The 20,200-nt window shown below is 59.0% G+C and carries 17 protein-coding genes and 1 pseudogene; 7 read left to right on the top strand and 11 right to left on the bottom strand.

Features of this window, described 5'->3' with window-relative positions:
- Positions 1-66: 66 nt before the first annotated feature.
- Both KGB21_RS24590 and KGB21_RS24595 read right to left on the bottom strand, forming a co-directional pair.
- Positions 67-723: a COG3650 family protein gene (locus KGB21_RS24590; RefSeq protein ID WP_034146754.1), complete on the bottom strand. Its 657-nt coding sequence runs from the start codon at positions 721-723 to the stop codon at positions 67-69.
- 159 nt (positions 724-882) lie between these two features.
- Positions 883-1,482 (bottom strand): short chain dehydrogenase, encoded by a 600-nt coding sequence (locus KGB21_RS24595; protein ID WP_223506991.1) that lies wholly within the window; start codon positions 1,480-1,482, stop codon positions 883-885.
- Positions 1,483-1,587: 105 nt separating this feature from the next.
- Here KGB21_RS24595 and KGB21_RS24600 point away from each other — a divergent pair, with 105 nt between their 5' ends.
- Positions 1,588-2,496 (top strand): LysR family transcriptional regulator, encoded by a 909-nt coding sequence (locus KGB21_RS24600; RefSeq protein ID WP_034146752.1) that lies wholly within the window; start codon positions 1,588-1,590, stop codon positions 2,494-2,496.
- Between the two features lie 206 nt (positions 2,497-2,702).
- On the opposite strand, the gene KGB21_RS24605 is transcribed toward KGB21_RS24600, so the two are convergent.
- The 5 genes from KGB21_RS24605 to KGB21_RS24625 form a co-directional block, all read right to left on the bottom strand.
- Positions 2,703-3,404, bottom strand: a complete 702-nt coding sequence (locus KGB21_RS24605) for an ABC transporter ATP-binding protein (RefSeq protein ID WP_034146751.1) — start codon at positions 3,402-3,404, stop codon at positions 2,703-2,705.
- Entirely contained in the window at positions 3,405-4,172 is a 768-nt protein-coding gene (gene livG, locus KGB21_RS24610; RefSeq protein WP_034146750.1) for a high-affinity branched-chain amino acid ABC transporter ATP-binding protein LivG, read from the bottom strand.
- On the bottom strand, positions 4,169-5,425 hold the full coding sequence (locus tag KGB21_RS24615) for a high-affinity branched-chain amino acid ABC transporter permease LivM (RefSeq protein WP_034146749.1): 1,257 nt from the start codon (positions 5,423-5,425) through the stop codon (positions 4,169-4,171). The genes livG and KGB21_RS24615 overlap by 4 nt, the downstream gene beginning before the upstream one ends.
- Entirely contained in the window at positions 5,422-6,345 is a 924-nt protein-coding gene (gene livH, locus KGB21_RS24620) for a high-affinity branched-chain amino acid ABC transporter permease LivH (RefSeq protein ID WP_034146748.1), read from the bottom strand. Before livH ends, KGB21_RS24615 begins: the two co-directional genes overlap by 4 nt.
- 232 nt (positions 6,346-6,577) lie before the next feature.
- The gene (locus KGB21_RS24625) at positions 6,578-7,705 is read right to left on the bottom strand and encodes a branched-chain amino acid ABC transporter substrate-binding protein (protein ID WP_034146747.1); all 1,128 of its coding nucleotides are present in this window, start codon (positions 7,703-7,705) and stop codon (positions 6,578-6,580) included.
- A 349-nt stretch (positions 7,706-8,054) separates the two neighbouring features.
- On the opposite strand from KGB21_RS24625, the gene KGB21_RS24630 reads away from it, so the two are divergent.
- A complete protein-coding gene (locus KGB21_RS24630; protein ID WP_034146746.1) occupies positions 8,055-8,360 on the top strand; it encodes a DUF2288 domain-containing protein in 306 nt (101 codons plus the stop codon).
- Between the two features lie 309 nt (positions 8,361-8,669).
- Here the strand turns inward: KGB21_RS24630 and KGB21_RS24635 are convergent, their stop codons facing one another.
- A complete protein-coding gene (locus KGB21_RS24635; RefSeq protein ID WP_034146745.1) occupies positions 8,670-10,877 on the bottom strand; it encodes a hypothetical protein in 2,208 nt (735 codons plus the stop codon).
- A 198-nt stretch (positions 10,878-11,075) separates the two neighbouring features.
- Here KGB21_RS24635 and KGB21_RS24640 point away from each other — a divergent pair, with 198 nt between their 5' ends.
- A complete protein-coding gene (locus KGB21_RS24640) occupies positions 11,076-11,972 on the top strand; it encodes an NAD(P)-dependent oxidoreductase (protein WP_223506992.1) in 897 nt (298 codons plus the stop codon).
- Here KGB21_RS24640 and KGB21_RS24645 read toward each other — a convergent pair.
- On the bottom strand, positions 11,929-13,917 hold the full coding sequence (locus KGB21_RS24645; protein WP_411741412.1) for a putative bifunctional diguanylate cyclase/phosphodiesterase: 1,989 nt from the start codon (positions 13,915-13,917) through the stop codon (positions 11,929-11,931). The two genes, KGB21_RS24640 and KGB21_RS24645, sit on opposite strands and share 44 nt — an antisense overlap.
- Before the next feature lie 509 nt (positions 13,918-14,426).
- Between KGB21_RS24645 and KGB21_RS24650 the strand changes: the two genes are divergently transcribed.
- Positions 14,427-15,779, top strand: coding sequence for a spinster family MFS transporter (locus KGB21_RS24650; protein WP_223506994.1), 1,353 nt, complete (start codon positions 14,427-14,429; stop codon positions 15,777-15,779).
- A gap of 183 nt (positions 15,780-15,962) precedes the next feature.
- On the opposite strand, the gene rapA is transcribed toward KGB21_RS24650, so the two are convergent.
- On the bottom strand, positions 15,963-18,809 hold the full coding sequence (gene rapA, locus KGB21_RS24655; protein ID WP_223506995.1) for an RNA polymerase-associated protein RapA: 2,847 nt from the start codon (positions 18,807-18,809) through the stop codon (positions 15,963-15,965).
- Between the two features lie 230 nt (positions 18,810-19,039).
- Between rapA and KGB21_RS24660 the strand changes: the two genes are divergently transcribed.
- From KGB21_RS24660 to ccoM, 3 genes are all read left to right on the top strand, one after another.
- Entirely contained in the window at positions 19,040-19,381 is a 342-nt protein-coding gene (locus KGB21_RS24660) for an aspartate-semialdehyde dehydrogenase (protein WP_223506996.1), read from the top strand.
- 100 nt (positions 19,382-19,481) lie between these two features.
- Positions 19,482-19,643 carry a hypothetical protein gene (locus tag KGB21_RS24665; protein ID WP_008016476.1) on the top strand — a complete coding sequence of 54 codons (162 nt, stop codon included), beginning with the start codon at positions 19,482-19,484 and terminating at the stop codon, positions 19,641-19,643.
- A gap of 143 nt (positions 19,644-19,786) precedes the next feature.
- Positions 19,787-19,897, top strand: a complete 111-nt coding sequence (gene ccoM, locus KGB21_RS29480; RefSeq protein WP_034146738.1) for a cytochrome c oxidase subunit CcoM — start codon at positions 19,787-19,789, stop codon at positions 19,895-19,897.
- Positions 19,898-20,006: 109 nt separating this feature from the next.
- On the opposite strand, the pseudogene KGB21_RS24670 reads toward ccoM, so the two are convergent.
- A pseudogene (locus KGB21_RS24670) lies at positions 20,007-20,200 on the bottom strand (IS110 family transposase); the annotation flags it as partial.

Genomic DNA, 20,200 nt, shown 5'->3' on the forward strand with positions numbered 1-20,200 from the left:
CTGCGCCAGGGCGTTTGAAGCCGGCAATTATAAGCCGCAAAGGCCGGTCCCGTGAGGCAAAAACGATCAGTCGTCGCGGGAACCGCCGAAATACCCGCAGCCACGCTGGACCTGACCGTTGACGCGCAGTTCGGCGCTCATGTGCGCAATGCTGCCGGTGCTGCTGTCGACGCAACGTTGCGGCGCGACCCACAGTTCGATGTGTTGATTGTTGGCTTCGGTGCTGAGGTTGAAACGGCCATCGCCCAGCTGTTCTTCAACGTAGGGCAGCGCCAATGCTGGTTGGCCGGCGCGTTCGACAACCATGCCTTTGCCGCTGACTTTCACGCTCCACTCGGGGGCGTGGCCGGCAGCGCGCAGGATCAGCAGTTTGAAATTGGGATCGTCACATGCGGTGCCCGAACGTTCGACGCGGTAGAGGGTTTCCAGGTCAAGTTGGCCGTCGCCAACGATCCGCCCGCGCACATCGGCAAACAACTTGCCTTGGGCATCGGCCAGAGTGGCTGCCTGTTGCAGGACGCTGGTGCCGCCGGTGTCGTTGACCACATAACGACGCGTGTCGCCGCATGGCTGGAACAACAGCTTGCCGTCGGCTGCGCTCAATTGGCCCTGCATGCGGGTTTGGCCCACATGGGAGGCACTTTCACGCGAGCCATCGAACAACTGGCAAGCGGCGAACAGCGGAAGCAGGGCAACGAGGACTAGGGAACGGGCAACACGCATCTTGGGGTCTCCTGACAAGTGCCGCCACGTTACTCAGCCTGACCGTTCATCACAACCCCAGTGATGGTTGTCGTTTAACCCGTAGGAGCCGGCTTGCTGGCGATAGCGATCTGGAGGGCGCCATCGCCAGCAAGCCGGTTCCTACGGGTTAGTGGTGGTTTAACCGACGTGGAATGTCTGGCCGGTCTGCAAGCCTTCGACACTTTTGGCGTAGGCCAATGCTACATCTGCCGCAGGAACCGGTTTAAAGCCGCGGAAGTACGGCGCGTATTTGCCCATGGCTTCGACCAGCACGTTCGGGCTGATCGAGTTCACCCGCAGGCCGCGCGGCAGTTCGATGGCGGCTGCACGGACGAAGCTGTCCAGCGCCCCATTGACCAGCGCTGCCGAGGCGCCGCTGCGGATCGGGTCGTGGCTGAGCACGCCGGTGGTGAAGGTGAACGATGCGCCGTCGTTGGCGAACTCGCGGCCAATCAGCAGCAGATTGACCTGGCCCATCAGTTTGTCCCTCAGACCAAGTGTGAAACTCTCGTCAGTCATTTCCGCCAATGGCGCGAACGTCACATTGCCGGCTGCGCAGATCAGCGCGTCGAATTTGCCGGTCTGCTCGAACAGTTTGCGAATCGAGGCGCTGTCGCTGATGTCCACCTGAAAATCACCGCTGTTGCGGCCGATGCGGATGATTTCGTGGCGCTGGGAAAGCTCCTTGTCGACCGCCGAACCGATGGTGCCGCCTGCGCCAATCAAAAGAATTTTCATGCTGCCGTTACTCCATTGGGTTGAAAGTGGCTTCAGTTTAGAGTGGTTTTTTCCGTCGATAAGCGCGCTAATAGGCAACCTTTGGTTTTCAAATGGAAACAATCCATGAGCGAAATGGATGATCTGGCGGCGTTTGCGGTGTTGGTCGAGGCGGGGAGTTTTACCTTGGCGGCGCAACAACTGGGTTGTAGCAAGGGGCAATTGTCCAAGCGCATCAGCCTGCTCGAAGCGCAGTTTTCTGTGGTGCTTCTGCAACGCACAACGCGGCGTTTGAGCCTGACGGCCGCGGGCGCTGCTTTGTTGCCACAGGCGCAGGCCCTGGTCGTTCAGGTCGAAAGGGCGCGTCAGGCGCTGGCGCGATTGAAGGATGACATGGCTGGCCCGGTGCGTATGACGGTTCCGGTTTCGCTGGGGGAAACCTTCTTCGATGGTTTGTTGCTGGAGTTTTCGAGCCAATACCCCGAAGTGCAGATCGAACTGGACCTCAGCAATAATTATCGCGATTTGTCCCGTGACGGTTTTGACCTGGCGGTTCGCTCCGACGTGGCCAATGACGAACGCCTAGTTGCGCGGCCATTGCTGGCGTGGCACGAAATGACCTGCGCCAGCCCGGCCTATCTCGAACAGTACGGTGAGCCGCTCACGCCCCAGGCGTTGGCTGAACATCGCTGCCTGCTTAACAGCCATTACAGCGGTCGCGAAGAATGGCTGTATCACCAGCAGCACGAATTGTTGCGGGTGCGGGTCTCGGGACCGTTCGCCAGCAACCACTACAGCCTGCTGAAAAAAGCCGCATTGGCTGGCGCCGGCATTGCCCGCTTGCCGTCCTATTTGTTACCGACAGAATTGGCTGACGGACGTTTGCGCTGGCTCCTGCGTGACTATCAGACACGGAGCATGCCGATGTACCTGGTCCATCCGTATCAGGGCGGTTTGCCCAAGCGCACGCAGGTGTTGGCGGATTATCTGATTGGCTGGTTCAAGCGCAGTGGGGAGGCGCTGGATCGTCTCTGAGCGATAGCTCCCACTGTATGCGTGGGAACGATCACACACCCTTGTAGGCGCCGGCTTGCTGGCGATCACGGTGTTACATTCAAAAAGGATGTTGGCTGATCCACCGCCATCGCCAGCAAGCTGGCTCCTACAAGGGAGGTTTCATTGCCGTTTCTGGAATGCATAAAAAAACGGCCCGAAGGCCGTTTTTTGTTTACCGCAACGGCTTAGCCACCGAGGTACGCTTCGCGCACTTTCGGGTCGGTCAGCAGGGCTTCACCGGTGCCTTGCATCACTACCCGGCCGTTCTCGAGAACGTAGGCCCGGTCAGCGATTTTCAGCGCCTGATTGGCGTTCTGCTCCACCAGGAACACTGTCACACCGTCCTTGCGCAGCTGTTCGATGATGTCGAAGATCTGCTGGATGATGATCGGCGCCAGACCCAGCGACGGCTCGTCGAGCAGCAGCAACTTGGGTTTGCTCATCAGCGCACGGCCGATGGCGAGCATTTGCTGTTCGCCGCCGGACATGGTGCCGCCGCGTTGGCTGAAGCGCTCTTTCAGGCGTGGGAAAAGTCCGAGGACCTTGTCCATCTGTTCCTGATAATCGCCCTTCGCCGTGAAGAATCCGCCCATGGACAGGTTCTCTTCCACGGTCAGACGGGAAAACACCCGACGACCTTCCGGCACCACAGCGATGCTCTTGCGCATGATCTGCGAGGAGTCCTGGCCGACCAGTTCTTCACCCATGTAGCGGATGCTGCCGCTGTGGGCGCGCGGCGAACCGCACAACGTCATTAGCAGCGTGGACTTGCCGGCACCGTTGGCGCCGATCAGCGTCACGATCTCGCCCTGGCGGACCTCGACGTTGACGCTGTGCAGGGCCTGGATCTTGCCGTAGAAGGTGGAAACGTTTTCGAACTGCAGCATTTACGCTTCCCCCAGGTAGGCTTTGATCACTTCAGGATTGTCGCGGATCTGTTCCGGCGTACCGTCGGCCAGAGGGGTGCCCTGGTTGATCACGACGATGTGGTCGGAAATGCTCATGACCAGTTTCATGTCGTGTTCGATCAACAGCACAGTAACGTTGTGCTCTTCACGCAACACGCTGATCAGCGCTTTCAGGTCCTCGGTTTCCTTCGGGTTCAGGCCGGCGGCCGGTTCGTCGAGCATGAGGATCCGCGGGCGGGTCATCATGCAACGGGCGATTTCCAGGCGACGTTGCTGACCGTAGGCCAGGGTGCCGGCCGGACGGTTGGCGAACTCTTTCAGGTTGACCTTTTCCAGCCAGTACTCGGCGAAGTCCATGGCCTCGCGTTCGCTTTTGCGGAAGCCCGGAGTCTTGAACAGGCCGGCCAGGAAGTTGGTGTTCAGGTGACGGTGCTGGGCGATCAAGAGGTTCTCGACCGCGGTCATGTCTTTGAACAACCGCACGTTCTGGAAGGTACGCACCACGCCTTTGAGGGCGATCTTGTGGCCCGGCAGGCCTTCGATCGGCTCGCCGTCCAGCAGGATGCTACCGCCGCTCGGCTTGTAGAAACCGGTCAGGCAGTTGAACACGGTGGTCTTGCCGGCGCCGTTAGGGCCGATCAGCGCCACAACCTGCTTCTCTTTCACGCTCAAGGCTACGCCGTTGACCGCCAGCAAGCCGCCGAAGCGCATGCTCAGGTTTTCTACTTTAAGGATCTCGCGGCTCATTTGCGCAGCTCCATGTGAGGACGTTGCATGGGCAGCAGACCCTGAGGGCGCCAGATCATCATCAGTACCATCAAGGCACCGAACATCAACATGCGGTACTCACTGAACTCTCGCATCATTTCCGGCAGCAGGATCATCACCACGGCAGCGAGGATCACGCCCAGTTGCGAGCCCATGCCACCCAGTACGACGATGGCGAGGATGATCGCCGATTCGATAAAGGTGAAAGACTCGGGAGTGATCAGGCCTTGTCGGGCGGCGAAGAAGCTACCGGCGAAACCGGCGAAGCTGGCACCCAGGGTGAAAGCCGAGAGTTTGATGATGGTCGGGTTCAGGCCGAGGGCGCGGCAGGCGATCTCGTCTTCACGCAAGGCTTCCCAGGCCCGGCCCAACGGCATGCGCAGCAGGCGGTTGATCACAAACAGCGCCGCCAGTGCCAGGAGCAATGCCACCAGGTAGAGGAAAATCACCTTGTTGATCGAGTTGTATTCCAGGCCGAAATACTCGTGGAAGGTTTGCATCCCTTCCGCGGCCTTGCGTTCGAAGGTCAAGCCGAAGAACGTTGGCTTCTCGATGTTGCTGATACCGTTCGGGCCGCCAGTGAGGCCGGTCAGGTTGCGCAGGAACAGACGGATGATTTCACCGAAGCCCAGGGTCACGATCGCCAGGTAGTCACCGCGCAGACGCAGCACCGGGAAGCCGAGCAGGAAGCCGAAGGTGGCTGCCATCAGGCCGGCGATCGGCAGGCAGATCCAGAAGCTCAGACCGAAGTAGTGCGACAGCAGCGCATAGCTGTAGGCGCCGACGGCGTAGAAACCGACGTAGCCGAGGTCGAGCAGGCCGGCCAGGCCGACCACGATGTTCAGGCCGAGGCCGAGCATCACGTAGATCAGCACCAGCGTCGCGATGTCCACCGCGCCGCGAGAACCGAAGAACGGCCAGACCAGCGCACCGGCGATCAGGGCAATGATGAACCAGCGCTGAGTAGTCGGCAGGGTCAGGAAATTACTGGCCTTGGCTGGAATCAGCGGCATGCCTGGCGACGAGCGCCAGGCTGAACTGATTTGCTGGTCGAACAGCACGCGCAGGAACATCAGTACCGAGCAGACGGCGATGGTGATCAACGTGGCGGTGCTGGTGCCGTGGACTTCGAGGTTGATGCCGACGATGGTCAGCTTCAGACCGAGCACCGGGTAGGCAACTGCCCACACCAGCAAGGCACTGAACAGCGCCTGTTTAAGATTCCTAGTCATACTTTCTCAACCTCCGGGCGGCCCAGCAGGCCGGTTGGCCGGAACAACAACACCAAAACCAAGAGACCGAAAGCCACGACGTCCTTGTACTGGTCGCCGAAGATATCGGCACCGAAGGCTTCAGCTACGCCCAGCACCAGACCGCCAAGCATGGCGCCCGGAATACTGCCGATACCGCCCAGTACCGCTGCGGTGAAGGCCTTGAGGCCGACGAGGAAACCGGCGTTCGGGTTGATAACGCCGTATTGCATGCTCAGCAGCACAGCGGCGATGGCCGCCAGGGCGGCACCGATGACGAAGGTCAGGGCGATGATGTTGTTGGTGTTGATACCCAGCAGGTTGGCCATCTTGATGTCTTCGGCGCAGGCGCGGCAGGCGCGACCCAGGCGAGAGCGGGAGATGAACAGCGTCAGGCCGAGCATGGCGACCAGGGTCACCACGAACACCACGATTTGCATGTAGGAAATCAGCACTTCTTGTGCGCCACCTGGCCCGAATGCAATGTTGCCCGGAATCAGGTTGGGGATGGATTTGTCCTTGGAGTCTTGCGCCAGCAGAACCGTGTTCTGCAGGAAGATCGACATGCCGATGGCGGAGATCAGCGGAATCAGACGGTTGCTGCCGCGCAGGGGGCGGTAGGCGATCCGTTCGATGCTGTAGCCGTAGGCACTGGTCACGACGATGGTCGCGAGGAAAGCGGCGGTCATCAACAATGGAACACTGTCGAGTCCCAGCATGGCCAGCCCGGCGATGGCGATGAACGCCACGTAGGAGCCGATCATGTACACCTCGCCGTGGGCGAAGTTGATCATTCCAATGATGCCGTAAACCATCGTATAGCCGATGGCGATCAGGGCATACGTGCTGCCAATGGTCAGACCATTAACCAGCTGTTGGAAGAAGTGATAGATGTCAGGCATTACAGCGCTCCTAAAAACCTGATACGCATTTCACTGGTGGAGTCATTTTCCCGCTCGAGCCCCGTGGATCTGCATCCACTTCGAATTCGAGGTTTGCCAGCGAACCGCTGATGACGGTTTTGAGATTTTCAGGTGGGGAGACTAGCGGATCACGCCAGCGCGGCCCAATACGTTCGTAAAACAAAGCCCACGGCACGCCGTGGGCTTTATTGGCAGTCAGTCAGGCAAAGCCTTACTGAGGCTTGGCTTCAGTTTTTGGTTTGCCGAAGTGCCACTCGTAAACCACAAATTTGAAGTCTTTCAGGTCGCCCTTGTCGTCGAAGCTCAGGTCGCCGGTAGGGGTCTTGAAGGTGCCTTTGTGGATTTCTGCAGCCACTTTGGCAGTGTCTTCGGACTTGGCAGCCTTGATGCCGTCGGCGATCACGGTCACAGCCGAGTAAGCCGGGAACACGAACGGACCGCTTGGATCTTCTTTCTTGGCTTTGAACGCATCAGCCAGGGCAACGTTGGCCGGATCCTGGTCGAAGGACTTCGGCAGGGTCACCAGCAGGCCTTCGGAAGCGTCTTTGGCGATCTGCGAAATGGAGTCGTTACCCACGCCTTCCGGACCCATGAACTTGGCTTTCAGGCCTTTTTCCTGGGATTGACGCAGGATCAGACCCAGCTCCGGGTGGTAGCCGCCGTAGTAGACGAAGTCGACGTTGGCTTGCTTGAGTTTGGAGATCATCGACGAGAAGTCTTTGTCTCCGGCGTTGATGCCTTCGAACACGGCAACCTTGACGCCTTTCTTCTCGAGAGTCTGTTTCACGGCGGTGGCGATGCCTTCACCGTATTGCTGTTTGTCGTGCAGGACAGCAACGATTTTCGGTTTTACGAAGTCGGCAATGTAGTTACCGGCGGCAGGGCCCTGGGCGCTGTCCAGACCGATGGTGCGGAACACCATTTTGTAACCACGGGCGGTGATGTCCGGGCTGGTGGCAGCCGGGGTGATCATGATCACGCCTTCGTCTTCGTAGATGTCCGAAGCCGGTTGGGTGGAGCTGGAGCACAGGTGGCCAACGACGAACTTGACGCCGTCGTTGACGACTTTGTTCGCGACCGCTACCGCTTGTTTTGGATCACAGGCGTCATCGTATTCAACGGCTTCGAGCTTCTTGCCGTCTACGCCGCCTTTGGCGTTGATCTGTTCAATGGCCATTTTGGCGCCGCTGAACTGCATGTCGCCGTATTGGGCTACAGGACCGGTTTTAGGGCCGGCGATGCCGATCTTGATGGTGTCAGCTGCGAACGAATGGCTGGCAACCCCGGCCAGAACCATAGCGGCAAACAGTTTGGAAATCTGCTTAGTAGCCTTAGTCATAGTGCTCCACTCTTACTGTTGTAGTTTTTATAGTCCTGGCGCCTCAGGGCGGCAGAACCGGGTCAGATATCGACGACATCCCCGGAAAAGCCCCTCGGCAACTGTACCGGTACAGTGTAGAGCGCCGATTGTCAGCCTGGGAAGCTGGCGCCGGGGGGCAAAACTTGGGGGTGTCGCGTTTTTGAATGAAAAAGACAGAATTGCGGCGGGGCTTTGACGGGCTTATAGCCAGATTCCGTGCATTCCTTGGCTTTCCTGCTCTTTTCGTTCAGTTATACAAATTGCATCCGGGTTTTTCTGCCAGACCACCAACGTTATCATTGCGTCGATTTCTTTTCGGACAGGACCCATGAATCAAGAACCTAGCACCCTCTATGCCAAGCTGCTTGGTGAAACCGCATCTATTACCTGGAAAGAGCTGGAGCCGTTCTTCGCCAAGGGTGCCCTATTGTGGGTCGATCCTGGTCTGGATTTGATCGCCGCCGCTGAAGCCATAGCCACGGATGACAGCGAGAAAGTGGCCGCCTGGCTGGCCGCCGACACAGTCGCCAAGCTCTCTGAAACGCGGGCGCTGGATCTCTTCGAACGCGATCCTGAGCTGTGGGCGGTGGTGGTTTCGCCGTGGATTATGATCCAGGAACGAGCGCAAGCTTGACGGGTTGCACCTGATTGGTGCGCAGGTTTGTCGATGGAAAGTGTGTAGCCGAGTAGCGTGATGGCACGTTGCCGTAGAGAAAGGCCACAGCCTCACGGTGACGTAAACGTAACGGGAACAGTTGAGAGGGCAGCCTGAGGGCTGCTCAATTGTTTCTGGATGTTGGAGTGGCTGAAATCTTCAGTGAATTTCAGGGCCTCATCGCTGGCAAGCCAGGCCCCACAATGCCCCGGAGCGTTCACGAATAATGTGTACGCCACGAACCAGTGGGAGCTGGCTTGCCTGCGACTGGGGCAACTCGGTTCTGGATCAGACCGAGAAAGTCTTGCCCGTATGGTTATTCAGCGAAATAACCTTGGTCTTGCCGATGCGATGACGGTAGATCTCACGCAGGTACTTGATCGCTTTCTTCACGCAATCCCGGGACAGGCGGATGTCGTTGATCGAGACGAACTTGTCTTTGTCGTTGATCAGCTCGCGGTACTTCTTCTCGTACATCGGTTTGATCGCGTACCAGTTGGTATCGAGAATCTTCGCCGGGTTCTCGAATTCGTTGAGCAAGTCGTCAATGCGGTCTTCGTCGAATTCTTCATTGATGATGAAGTCCAGCATCGAATTGTCCAGGGTCTCGTCGAAACGGTACGGGCTGCGCGCGAAGCAACGCTTGATGAAAGCTACGATCAGCGTCAGGAAATCGTCGGACAGGCACGGGCTCTTGGCGATCAGGGTAGTCAGCGACAGGTTGGCCGAGGCGCCGATCACCAGCGCATAACGCTTGAGCGTGGTGTTGGGGAACAGGTTGTTGAGGTGCGTCTTCAACCGGTTCAGGTCCATGTAGGACAGTTTGTAGTCCTTTGGCAGCGAAACGATCGACACCACCGACGAGCAGTTCTTGAAGAAGTGCAGGTCGTGCAGGGCTGCCGCGTCATAGCCAGAATTCTTGTACTGCTCCAGCGATGCGCGATAGCGCTTGGATTCGATCGGCAGCAGGCTGATGCCTTCGATGGCCTGAGTGACTTTGTTGAAGTGCGGCAGGTCGATGGAGCGGAAGAACAGGTCGTCGATGTTCAGGCGCTGCGGCTCTTTTTCGAACACCTTGAACTTGTCGCTGCTCGGCGGCGGGGTTTCCGGTACGACGGATTCAGCGTAGGCAATCGCCACCGGGCCGGCCAGACTCATGAACAGGTCGTTGGCATCCAGGCGAATGGTTTCGCCGATGTCGATGCCGGCACGACGGAAATAGTTCTGATCGTAGTCAGTCGTGACCGCTTGCGCTGTCAGAATGTTGAAGATCTGCTGCGAGATGTATTGGTTGGCGTGCTTCTCCATCGCATTGACATCAATGTTCTGGATGTTGCCGTCATCGCTCTCTTCGGCGTAACGCATGATGTCGTTGGAGATCAGCATCATCGCGTTCCATGGGCGGATACGGCCCATGACGCTGGCTTCGCTGCTGTCTTCATTGGCGAAGTTGTAGGAGAAGTCCCACTCCTCCGACAGGTATTTGCACAACAGGCGACCGGCGTTGATGTGCAGCGCTTCGGACATTTCACTGCGATGATCGGAAATGTTCGGCAGCACGCAGATGCCGCTGGTGAAGATCGGCTCGAAAACGAAGGAGTGGCCGCTTTTGCTGTCGTGCTCGTCCATCGGCTTGGTGTCGAACGTCTTGTTCATGTACGAGTGCTGCTGGGCCAGGCCGAACTCGGAAGCCATGCCCGAACCGGTACCGCCGCCGGCACTGAAGATCGAGAAATACAGGCGGGATTGGTTGGCCTTGATGCCGCAGCTGTCGATCAGGTACGAGTGGATCATCTTCCAGTCAGGGCTGGAGAAACGCTGGGTGTCCTTGTTCAGGATGATCTTCGCCAGGTACTGGCCGAGGATCGGCGCGTTACCGGCGCCACCGGCGTGGACTTCCGACAAGTCCATGATTTTCATTTTGCTGTAGTCGCGCAGGAAGCCGCTCTTTTCGCCCTTGCGCGAGAAGCGGATGCGACCGGCGATGTCTTTGTCCAGGTCGCCGAGCATCACCAGTGGCTCGACCAGAAACACCGGTTTGGTGGCCTTGTTCTGCCCCAGACGCAGGTTGTTGCGAATCCATTGCGCCGGGCTGTAGCCCTTTTCGGCGTAGCGTTTGTCCGGCGACAGGCGATCTTCGTTGTTGAATTCGTTGAGGTAGAACTTGCGGGCGTTGTACACCAGCTCCGCGACATCCAGTGCGATGTTCGAACCGCAGCGGCCGAGACCGATCAGGCACACCGACGGGAATTCCTGATCGTTATGCTGCTCGTTGTCGCCGTCCAGATGCGGTGGGCGCGGAAATACCATGTCACGCAGGCCGTCGAGGTTATCGAGGATGCGGTCGGTGTTGGTTTCGGTGAAATACAGGTATTGCTGGGTCGCCAGCGGGCGTGACGGGGGCAATGGCTTCGACGGTGTCAGGGCAGGGCTGTTGGCCGCAGGGCTCAAAGTCAGGTCGGGTACCGCAGTCGCCGGGTTATTTTTAGAAGTCATTGTTCGCCATGTACCTGGGCTGGTTGGTTGGCCGACATGCAGTCGTCGAACCGTCACGGAATGAGAAATCGCGTCTTTTAGCAGCGCGTATTTGTCCCGAGCGTCAGCACTTTGGCCTGAACGTCGCTCGGGGGAATCCTTTCCTAAGTCATGATGAATCGGCCACTATTCAGCGATCTTTAATCAAAAGGAGGCCAAATGATGTCAACGCTACCTTCGTTGGGGTTCGCCGGAATCGGGCTGATGGGCTTGCCAATGTGCCGGCGTTTGCTCGCGGCGGGTTATCCGCTGACGGTGTGGAACCGTAACCCGGACAAATGCGCGCCACTGGTGGATGCCGGTGCACGGCAGGTCGCCACACCGGCCGAGTTGTGCCAGAACGCCGATGTGGTGATGTTGTGTCTGGCCGACACGGCGGTGGTTCGTGAGGTGGTTTTCGGCAAGGCGGGCATTGTCAGCGGTGCGAAAAGTGGTCAGTTGCTGGTGGATTTTTCCAGCCTGGAGCCTACTGCGACGCGGGAAATGGCAGCAGAGCTTGTCAGCAAATCAGGCATGGGCTGGCTGGATGCACCGGTTTCCGGCGGCGTGGTCGGCGCCGAGGCTGGCAGCCTGGCAATCATGGTCGGTGGTATTGCGACGGATCTTGAGCGGGTCAAACCGGTTTTGTTGAGCCTTGGGCAGCGAGTGACCCACATGGGCGCTGTCGGCGCCGGTCAGGTGACCAAGGCGTGCAATCAGATGATCGTCGCCTGCAATGCACTGGTGATTGCCGAAGTGGTGGCGCTGGCGGAGCGATCCGGAGTCGACGCAAGCCTGATCGCCGAGGCGCTGGCCGGAGGTTTTGCCGATTCAAAACCCTTGCAGATCCTCGCCCCGCAAATGGCCGAGAGCCGTTTCGAACCGGTCAAGTGGCACGTGCGAACCTTGCTCAAGGATCTGGATACAGCGGTGAAGTTTTCCCGCGAACAAGGATCGGCAACACCGATCAGCGGCTTGGCCGCACAACTGATGCGACTGCACGGGAGCCAGGGATTCCTGGAAAAAGACCCTTCTACATTAGTGCAGATGTACCGTGAACCAGACTCAATGGCATGACCGTGTACGACTGCTTGCGCTGGTTGATTTCGTTCAGGACAGGATGCAAGTCAACCAGCGGCACCGGCCGACTGAGCAGGTAACCCTGGACGAAATCGCAACCCTGGTGTTCCAGAAACTGGTACTGCTCAAACGTTTCGACGCCCTCGGTCACCACCTGTAAATGCAGGGTGTGGGCCATGGCGATAATGGCCTGGACGATTTCCATGTCCTGGATGGACTTGGGGATCTCCTGAATGAATGAGCGATCGATCTTCAGCGTGTTGAGCGGCAGGCGCTTGAGGTAGGCCAGGGATGAATAGCCGGTGCCGAAGTCGTCGATCGACAGCGAGACGCCGAGGTCACGAATCTGGCGTAGCAGCACCAACGTATCGGCGATGTTGCCCATCAGGGCGTTTTCGGTCACCTCCAGCTCCAGCCGCTGGGGTGCCACGCCGGCGTTGCGCAGCGCCCGCTCGATCTCATCGGCCAGTTCTTCGCGGGCCAGGTTCAGGGGCGAGCAATTCACCGCAATCTTCAGTTCCTCGCAGCCCTGACGAGACAACTCGGCCAGGTCTTCGCAGGCCTTTCGCAGCACCCAGTTGTCCAGCTCGGCGATCAGGCCGTTGGCTTCGGCGATGGCAATGAAGCGGTCCGGTGTCAGGAACCCATGCACGGGGTGTTGCCAGCGAATCAATGCTTCAAGCTTGTTGACCTGGCCGGTTTTCAAGTCGTAAATCGGTTGGTAAAAGAGCATCAGGCCGGTGTCTTCGTGCAGTGCGCGGCGCAGTTCCTCTTCCAGTTGCAACTCCAGCGTGGCCCGTACCTTGAGATTGGCACTGAAGAAATTCAGGCCATTGCGGCCGTTGCCCTTGGACTGGTACAGCGCCAGATCGGCGTTTTTCAGCAGCTCTTCGCAGGTCCTGCCATCGTGCGGAAACAGGCTGATGCCAATGCTGGTGGTCATCACCATGCGCCGGCCGGCCAGCTCAATCGGGGCCTTCATTCTCAGCATGATGCGCTGGGCCAGCTGGCGAGCCTCTTCGCGATCTTGCAGGTTGATGAGAAGGCAGAACTCATCGCCACCGAAGCGCGCCACCACGTCTTCGTCGCTGCGTATGGACGCTTTGATGTGGTGGGCGAGCACCTTGAGCAGTTCATCGCCAGCGTCATGGCCGAGGCTGTCGTTGATCCGTTTGAAATGGTCGATGTCGAGGAAAAGCACGGCGAGCATGCCACCTTCGCGGGATTTCTCGGCGAGCTTCTCGGCGAAGATCTGGTTGAAGCCGCGGCGGTTGATCAGGTTGGTCAAGGCGTCGTAGTGCGCAACCTGTTGCAGCGACAGGCGCGCCTGGTCCAGTTGACTCAGCAGCGAATTGACCCGCTGCAGGTCGCGTTCCTTGTTTTGCAGCTTCTTGTCCGCCAGGGCGGCGCTGATGCTGCTGCCGATGATCAGCAGGGTCATGACCGCGACCGTCAGCCCCAGTTGCAGGTGATTGTTTTCCCCCGGTTGCGTCATGAGGCTGCCGGGGGGCAATACCAGGTTGAAGGCGGCCATGCCGGTGAAATGCATGCTGACGATGCCTGCCCCGAGCACCAGGCTGGCGCTGTACTTGAGCAATTGATGGAACATCCCGGCGCCCTTGCGCAAATAGCTCGCCAGCAGCAGCGCCGCAAGGCTGGCAAACATTGCGATCACGACGGAGAGGGCAAACAACGCCGGCTGATAATAGATGATCGCTTGCGAGCGCATGGCGGACATGCCCACGTAATGCATGGTGGCAATGCCCAGGCCGATCCAGATCGAAGCCTTGACGCAGTGCCCGAAATTCAGGGCCGGGAGGCTGAGGGTGCGCATCGCCCACCACGCCGTGACCAAGGCGATCAGCAGAGAGACAAGGGTGACGGGCAGTTGGTAGTGGACGGTGATCGGCGCCTGGAACGCCAGCATGCCGATGAAGTGCATGGCCCAGATCCCGCCCGCGAGACATCCGGCACCGACCCACCGCCAGAGCCGCTGAGAAGCGGGTTTCTCCGCATGCGCAAGCCGATCCGCCATATCCAGTGTGGCGAAGCTGCCAACACAAGCGACGAGATAAGCCAGTAACACCAGAAAAGGGTCATGTAAGCAATTGAGTATGACCTGCCCACTCTCTGGCAGCTCGGTAATGAAATGCAGACCAAGCCACTCCATCGCATGCCCCGTCGTATATGTCTGGCCGGCGCAATGAGCGCTGGCGAATGTCTTGGAGTATAGAGGCCATGCGCTGAACGCAAGCCGTGATGGCTAATTGATCCCTACTCTTTTTGGAATGGACTTTAGAGCAATTGGAAATAACCAGTTGCATGGGCAGCGTCAGCTTCCATGGTGCGGTATCAGCTTTACGAATAATTACAGACAGCTCAGGCCGGCCTGACTAGATTGCAGGTTCCCGGTGGCAGTGAAGCCCCCCATAACAATAAAGAGACGGACCCATGCAGAACTCGACCCAAGCGGCGAATGCCTGGCGCATTCTGTTCCTGCTGTTCCTGGCCAACCTGTTTAACTTTTTCGACCGCACCATCCCGGCCATCATCATCGAACCGATCCGCATGGAATGGCACCTCAGCGACTTTCAGCTGGGGATCATCGGCACGGCGTTCACCCTCGTCTACGCCATCGCCGGCCTGCCGCTGGGGCGCATGGCCGATACCGGCTCGCGCAGCAAGCTGATGGGTTGGGGCCTGGCGGTCTGGAGCGGGCTGACGGCGGTCAACGGGATGGTGGGTAGTTTCTGGAGTTTCCTGATCGTGCGCATGGGCGTGGGCATCGGTGAAGCCAGTTATGCACCGGCCGCCAACTCGCTGATTGGCGACTTGTTTCCGGCTCACCGTCGGGCGCGGGCCATGGGCATTTTCATGCTCGGCTTGCCGCTTGGGTTGTTGCTGGCATTCTTCACCATCGGTGCGATGGTCAAGGCGTTCGACAGCTGGCGGGCGCCGTTCTTTATTGCCGCCGTGCCGGGGCTGATCCTGGCGATCTTCATGTTTTTCATCAAGGAGCCGAAACGCGGCGCGGCGGAAAGCGTGCAGGTGTCGCAGGAGAAGATTGACCGGCCGATCCGCCGGGTGCTGGCGGTGCCGACGTTTCTGTGGCTGGTGATGGCCGGGTTGTGTTTCAACTTCGCCACCTATGCCTGCAACTCGTTTCTGGTGCCCATGCTGCAACGCTATTTCCTGATGCCGTTGCAGGAGGCTGCGGTGGCGACCGGGGTGATCGTCGGTGTGACCGGGTTGTTCGGCCTGACACTGGGCGGCTGGGTGGCGGACAAGATCCACCAGCGTGTAGCCAACGGACGTCTATTGTTTGCCGCGTTCAGCCTCATCATCTCTACCGTGTGCACAGCGTGGGCGCTGCATTCGGGACGCATCGAAATCGGCGTATTCGTGGCCGTGTTCAGTCTGGGGTGGTTGTTTGCCTATAACTTTTACACCTGCGTCTACACGGCGATTCAGGACGTGGTCGAGCCGCGCTTGCGCGCCACGGCCATGGCCTTGTTCTTTGCTGGCTTGTATCTGTTGGGCGGTGGGTTGGGGCCAGTGGTGGTCGGTGCGTTGTCCGACCACTTTGCCCACACAGCCATGCTTTCGGCCGGTGCCGAGCAGATGACCGAAGCGTTCAAGGCCGTAGGCCTGCATGATGCGATGTACCTGATCCCGGTGGCGCTGTTTTTCACCATGGTGTTTCTGGTGCTGGCTTCGCGGTGTTTTGTGCAGGATGCCATGCGGATGAAGGAGGGGTTGGTGGCAGTGGTTGGGCCTGAGGTTGCAACGGCAGCGGCTTTGTAGCAATCACGCAAAACCTGTAGGAGCCGGCTTGCTAGCGATTGGATGCGGCGCGTTTAACCAGACCATACGCGTCATCGTTAACGACCATCGCCAGCAAGCCGGCTCCTACGGGGGCGCGCGACCCACCCCAAAAAAAGGCCCGCATTGCTGCGGGCCTTGTTTATTACCGGTAGGGCAGGGGGCTTAACCCGCTACCAACACCCGAATCGCTTCCAGTCGCAGCGCAGCCTTGTCGAGCATGGCCAGGCCTTGTTCGCGTTGTTTACGCAGGGCAACCAGTTCGCTGTCGCGTACGGTCGGGTTGACCGCTTGCAACGCGGTCAGGCGCGCCAGTTCTTCGTCGGTATCAGCGGCCAGGCGACGTTGTGCTTCAGCCACACGTTCGGCATGACGCGGGGTGATTTTTTCTTCGCCGGCGTTGATCCGCGGCGTCAGCTGATCGCGCTGGGCCTGGATGAACTTGTTGGCGCTGGCGCGCGGCACGCTTTCCAGTTGATCGTTCAAGGTCTCGAACGACACTCGGGCCGCCAGATCGTTACCGTTTGGATCGAGCAGGCAACGCAGCGCGGCCGGCGGCAAGTAACGGCCCAGTTGCAGCGAGCGCGGAGCAACCACTTCGCTGACGTAGAGCAGTTCGAGCAACACGGTGCCGGGTTTCAACGCCTTGTTCTTGATCAGCGCCACGGCGGTGTTGCCCATGGAACCGGACAGCACCAGGTCCATGCCGCCCTGCACCATCGGGTGTTCCCAGGTAATGAACTGCATGTCTTCGCGAGACAGCGCCTGGTTGCGGTCGTAGGTGATGGTCACGCCTTCGTCGTCGCCCAGGGGGAAGCTGGCGTCGAGCATTTTCTCGCTCGGCTTGAGGATCAGGGCGTTTTCCGAATGGTCTTCGCTGTCGATGCCGAATGCGTCGAACAGGGTTTCCATATAAATCGGCAGGGTGAACTGATCGTCTTGCTCAAGAATGTCCTCGACCAGCGCATCACCTTCGCCGGCGCCACCGGAGTTGAGTTCCAGCAAGCGGTCACGGCCGGTGTGCAACTCGGCTTCCAGACGCTCACGCTCGGTGCGGGCTTCGTCGATCAGGGCTTGCCACTCGCCATCGTCGGCCTCTTCCAGCAACGGCAGCAGGCGCGGGCCGAACTGGTGTTGCAAGGCGTTGCCGGTCGGGCAAGTGTTGAGGAACGCGTTCAGCGCTTCGTGGTACCACTGGAACAGGCGCTCTTGCGGGCTGGTTTCCAGGTACGGCACGTGCAGTTCGATGATGTGCTTCTGGCCGATCCGGTCCAGACGACCGATACGTTGTTCCAGCAAGTCCGGGTGGGACGGCAGGTCGAACAGCACCAGGTGATGGGAGAACTGGAAGTTGCGGCCTTCACTGCCGATTTCCGAACAGATCAGCACTTGCGCGCCAAATTCTTCGTCGGCGAAGTAAGCGGCAGCGCGGTCACGCTCAAGGATGTTCATGCCTTCGTGGAACACCGTGGCCGGAATGCCGGAACGCACGCGCAGGGCGTCTTCCAGGTCCATGGCGGTTTCGGCGTGGGCGCAGATCACCAGCACTTTGGTGCGCTTGAGCATCTTCAGGGTGTCGATCAACCACTCGACACGCGGGTCGAATTTCCACCAGCGTTCTTCTTCGTTGGCGTCCGGCTGGGCCTGGAAGCTGACTTCCGGGTACAGCTCAGCGTGATCGCCCAGCGGCAGTTCGAGGTATTCGTCGGGGCACGGCAGCGGGTACGGGTGCAGTTTGCGTTCCGGGAAACCCTGCACGGCGGCGCGGGTGTTGCGGAACAGCACGCGGCCGGTGCCGTGGCGGTCCAGCAGCTCACGCACGAGACGGGCGCTGGCTTCGGTGTCGCCATCGTTGACGGCGGTCAGCAAGGCTTCGCCTTCGTTGCCGAGGAAACCATGGATAGTCTTGTGTGCTTCTGGCGACAGGCGACCCTTCTCCAGCAACTCCTGAACGGCTTCGGCCACCGGGCGATAGTTTTCGCTCTCGGCGCGGAAGGCGTGCAGGTCATGGAAACGGTTCGGATCGAGCAGGCGCAGACGAGCGAAGTGGCTGTCCTGGCCCAATTGCTCTGGCGTTGCGGTCAACAGCAGCACGCCAGGAATGGTTTCGGCGAGTTGCTCGACCAGCGAGTATTCAGGGCTGGCCTGATCTTCGTGCCACACCAGGTGGTGCGCTTCGTCGACCACCAGCATGTCCCAGCCGGCGGCGAAGAGCGCGTCCTGGGCTTTTTCGTCTTCCACCAGCCATTCCAGTGCCACCAGCGCGAGCTGAGTGTCTTCGAACGGGTTGGAGGCATCGCTTTCGATGAAGCGTTCTTCGTCGAACAGCGCGACTTGCAGGTTGAAACGGCGGCGCATTTCCACCAGCCATTGGTGCTGCAGGTTCTCCGGCACCAGGATCAGTACGCGATTGGCGCGGCCCGAGAGCAGTTGGCGATGGATCACCAGACCGGCTTCGATGGTTTTACCCAGACCCACTTCGTCCGCCAACAAAACCCGTGGCGCGATACGGTCGGCCACTTCGCGGGCGATGTGCAGTTGGTGTGCGATCGGTTGAGCACGAACGCCACCCAGGCCCCACAGCGACGACTGCAATTGGCGGCTGGTGTGTTCGAGGGTGTTGTAGCGCAGGGAGAACCAGGCGAGCGGGTCGATCTGCCCGGCGAACAATCGGTCGCTGGCCAGGCGGAACTGGATGAAGTTCGACAGTTGAGTTTCCGGCAGAGTGACCACTTCGTTCTGCGCGTTGAGGCCGTGGTAGACCAGCAGGCCGTCGACATCGTCGACTTCGCGAACGGTCAGTTTCCAGCCTTCGAAGTGAGTGATGGAGTCACCCGGCGAAAATCGCACGCGGGTCAGGGGCGCATTCCGTAGCGCGTACTGGCGAGTCTCGCCAGTGGCCGGGTAGAGCACGGTCAACAAGCGGCCGTCCTGTGCCAGAACGGTGCCCAAACCCAGCTCGGCTTCGCTGTCACTGATCCAGCGTTGCCCCGGTTGATACTGCTGCGCCATGCTGCCTGACTCCCACCTTGAAAAAGCGGGCTATCTTAACGGAATGAGGGCTTGAGGGCCAAAAGAATAGGAGCAGCGGCAAGCTTTAAGCTACAAGCCGCAAGTTGAAGCAGGATGCAGTTTTTCTTGCGAAAGGGCACTCCACAGTGCCGATTGGGTCACAGTTTGCGACCGATGGCTCAAGTCGCCATCCCCGCAGCCGACAGCTTGCTGACAGGAGATCAATAAATATGCTGCCACCGATGCTGCCACTGAGTGCCGTGCCGATCACGTCACAGCACGATCCGATTCGTCCGCGCCCGGACATCGCGCCCGTGGTGCCGATGCAAGAGAGCTCCAGCGACAGCACCATCGACCTGAAAAATCGCGATCCTGAAGAAGCCACCTTGCTGTTGCGCGAGGAACAGCGCAAGCAGCAGGAGCGCGAGCGGCGCCGTCGTGAGGCCGATGATGACCCCGAAGCGCACCTGGCGATTCCCGGTGAAGAACTGAATGCCGACAACACCGTTCCGGTGGCGCCACTGATGGACGATCAGCCCCGTCAGGGCTTGTGGGTCGATATCGAGATTTGAGCTGGCGACTGGTCAGCGCCGTCGTCAGACCGCATTATTGGCACAATCCTGCCGAATGAAGCGGCAGCGAAATCTCAATTCAAGCGATGCACTGACTGCCATGAGCCAAGACGACAAGCTGATCGACCTCAACGCCGAACGCGCCAAGCGTGTCCATGACCTCAATGACAAGCGCCTGAATGAAGTGCGTCAGGCATTCGAGCAAGCCATGCCGTTGGGCAAGGCCAAGAAAAAGCCGAAAAACAAACCCAAGAAACGTTGAAACCACCTGCATCTATTGATGCAGGTCAGTTGTTCCCCTTCCTTTCGCCCAGTTTGTGGCGACATTGATCCCGGTCAATATTTTCTCCTGCCCGTTTGATTAACTTAGCCCTATCGCAACAGGGCAAGTACAGGAGACGCGTCATGTTTTTCGACAACGTGGTGATCGCCGGAGTGCTGACTGTCAGCCTCATGTTTGTATTTTTTGCAGGATTCGGATTTTTTATCTGGAAGGATTCGCACAAGCGGAAATAACCGCAGGTCGTTCTGGATGTAATGAGCACGCAAGGCATTTTGGGCAACTTCGGTTGCCTTTTTTTTTGCCTGCGATTTGGACCCTGTACACCAATCCCTGTGGGAGATTCTATGTTGCAGGGGAACCCTGCAGCCTTAAATTCGGCTGGTATTCGCTCTGGTTTTTCATGAGAGCGAATGCCACCCGGCACAGCTTGCGCGCGAGGATGACCAGGGCTTGGGTTTTTGCCAGGCCTCTGGCCAGATAGGACTCATAAAAAGGTTTCCAGATTGGAGATCGACAAGCCGCCATTGCCGCGTTGT

The sequence above is a fragment of the Pseudomonas sp. GL-RE-29 genome (assembly GCF_019947275.1).
GTDB classification, from domain to species: domain Bacteria; phylum Pseudomonadota; class Gammaproteobacteria; order Pseudomonadales; family Pseudomonadaceae; genus Aquipseudomonas; species Aquipseudomonas fluorescens_A.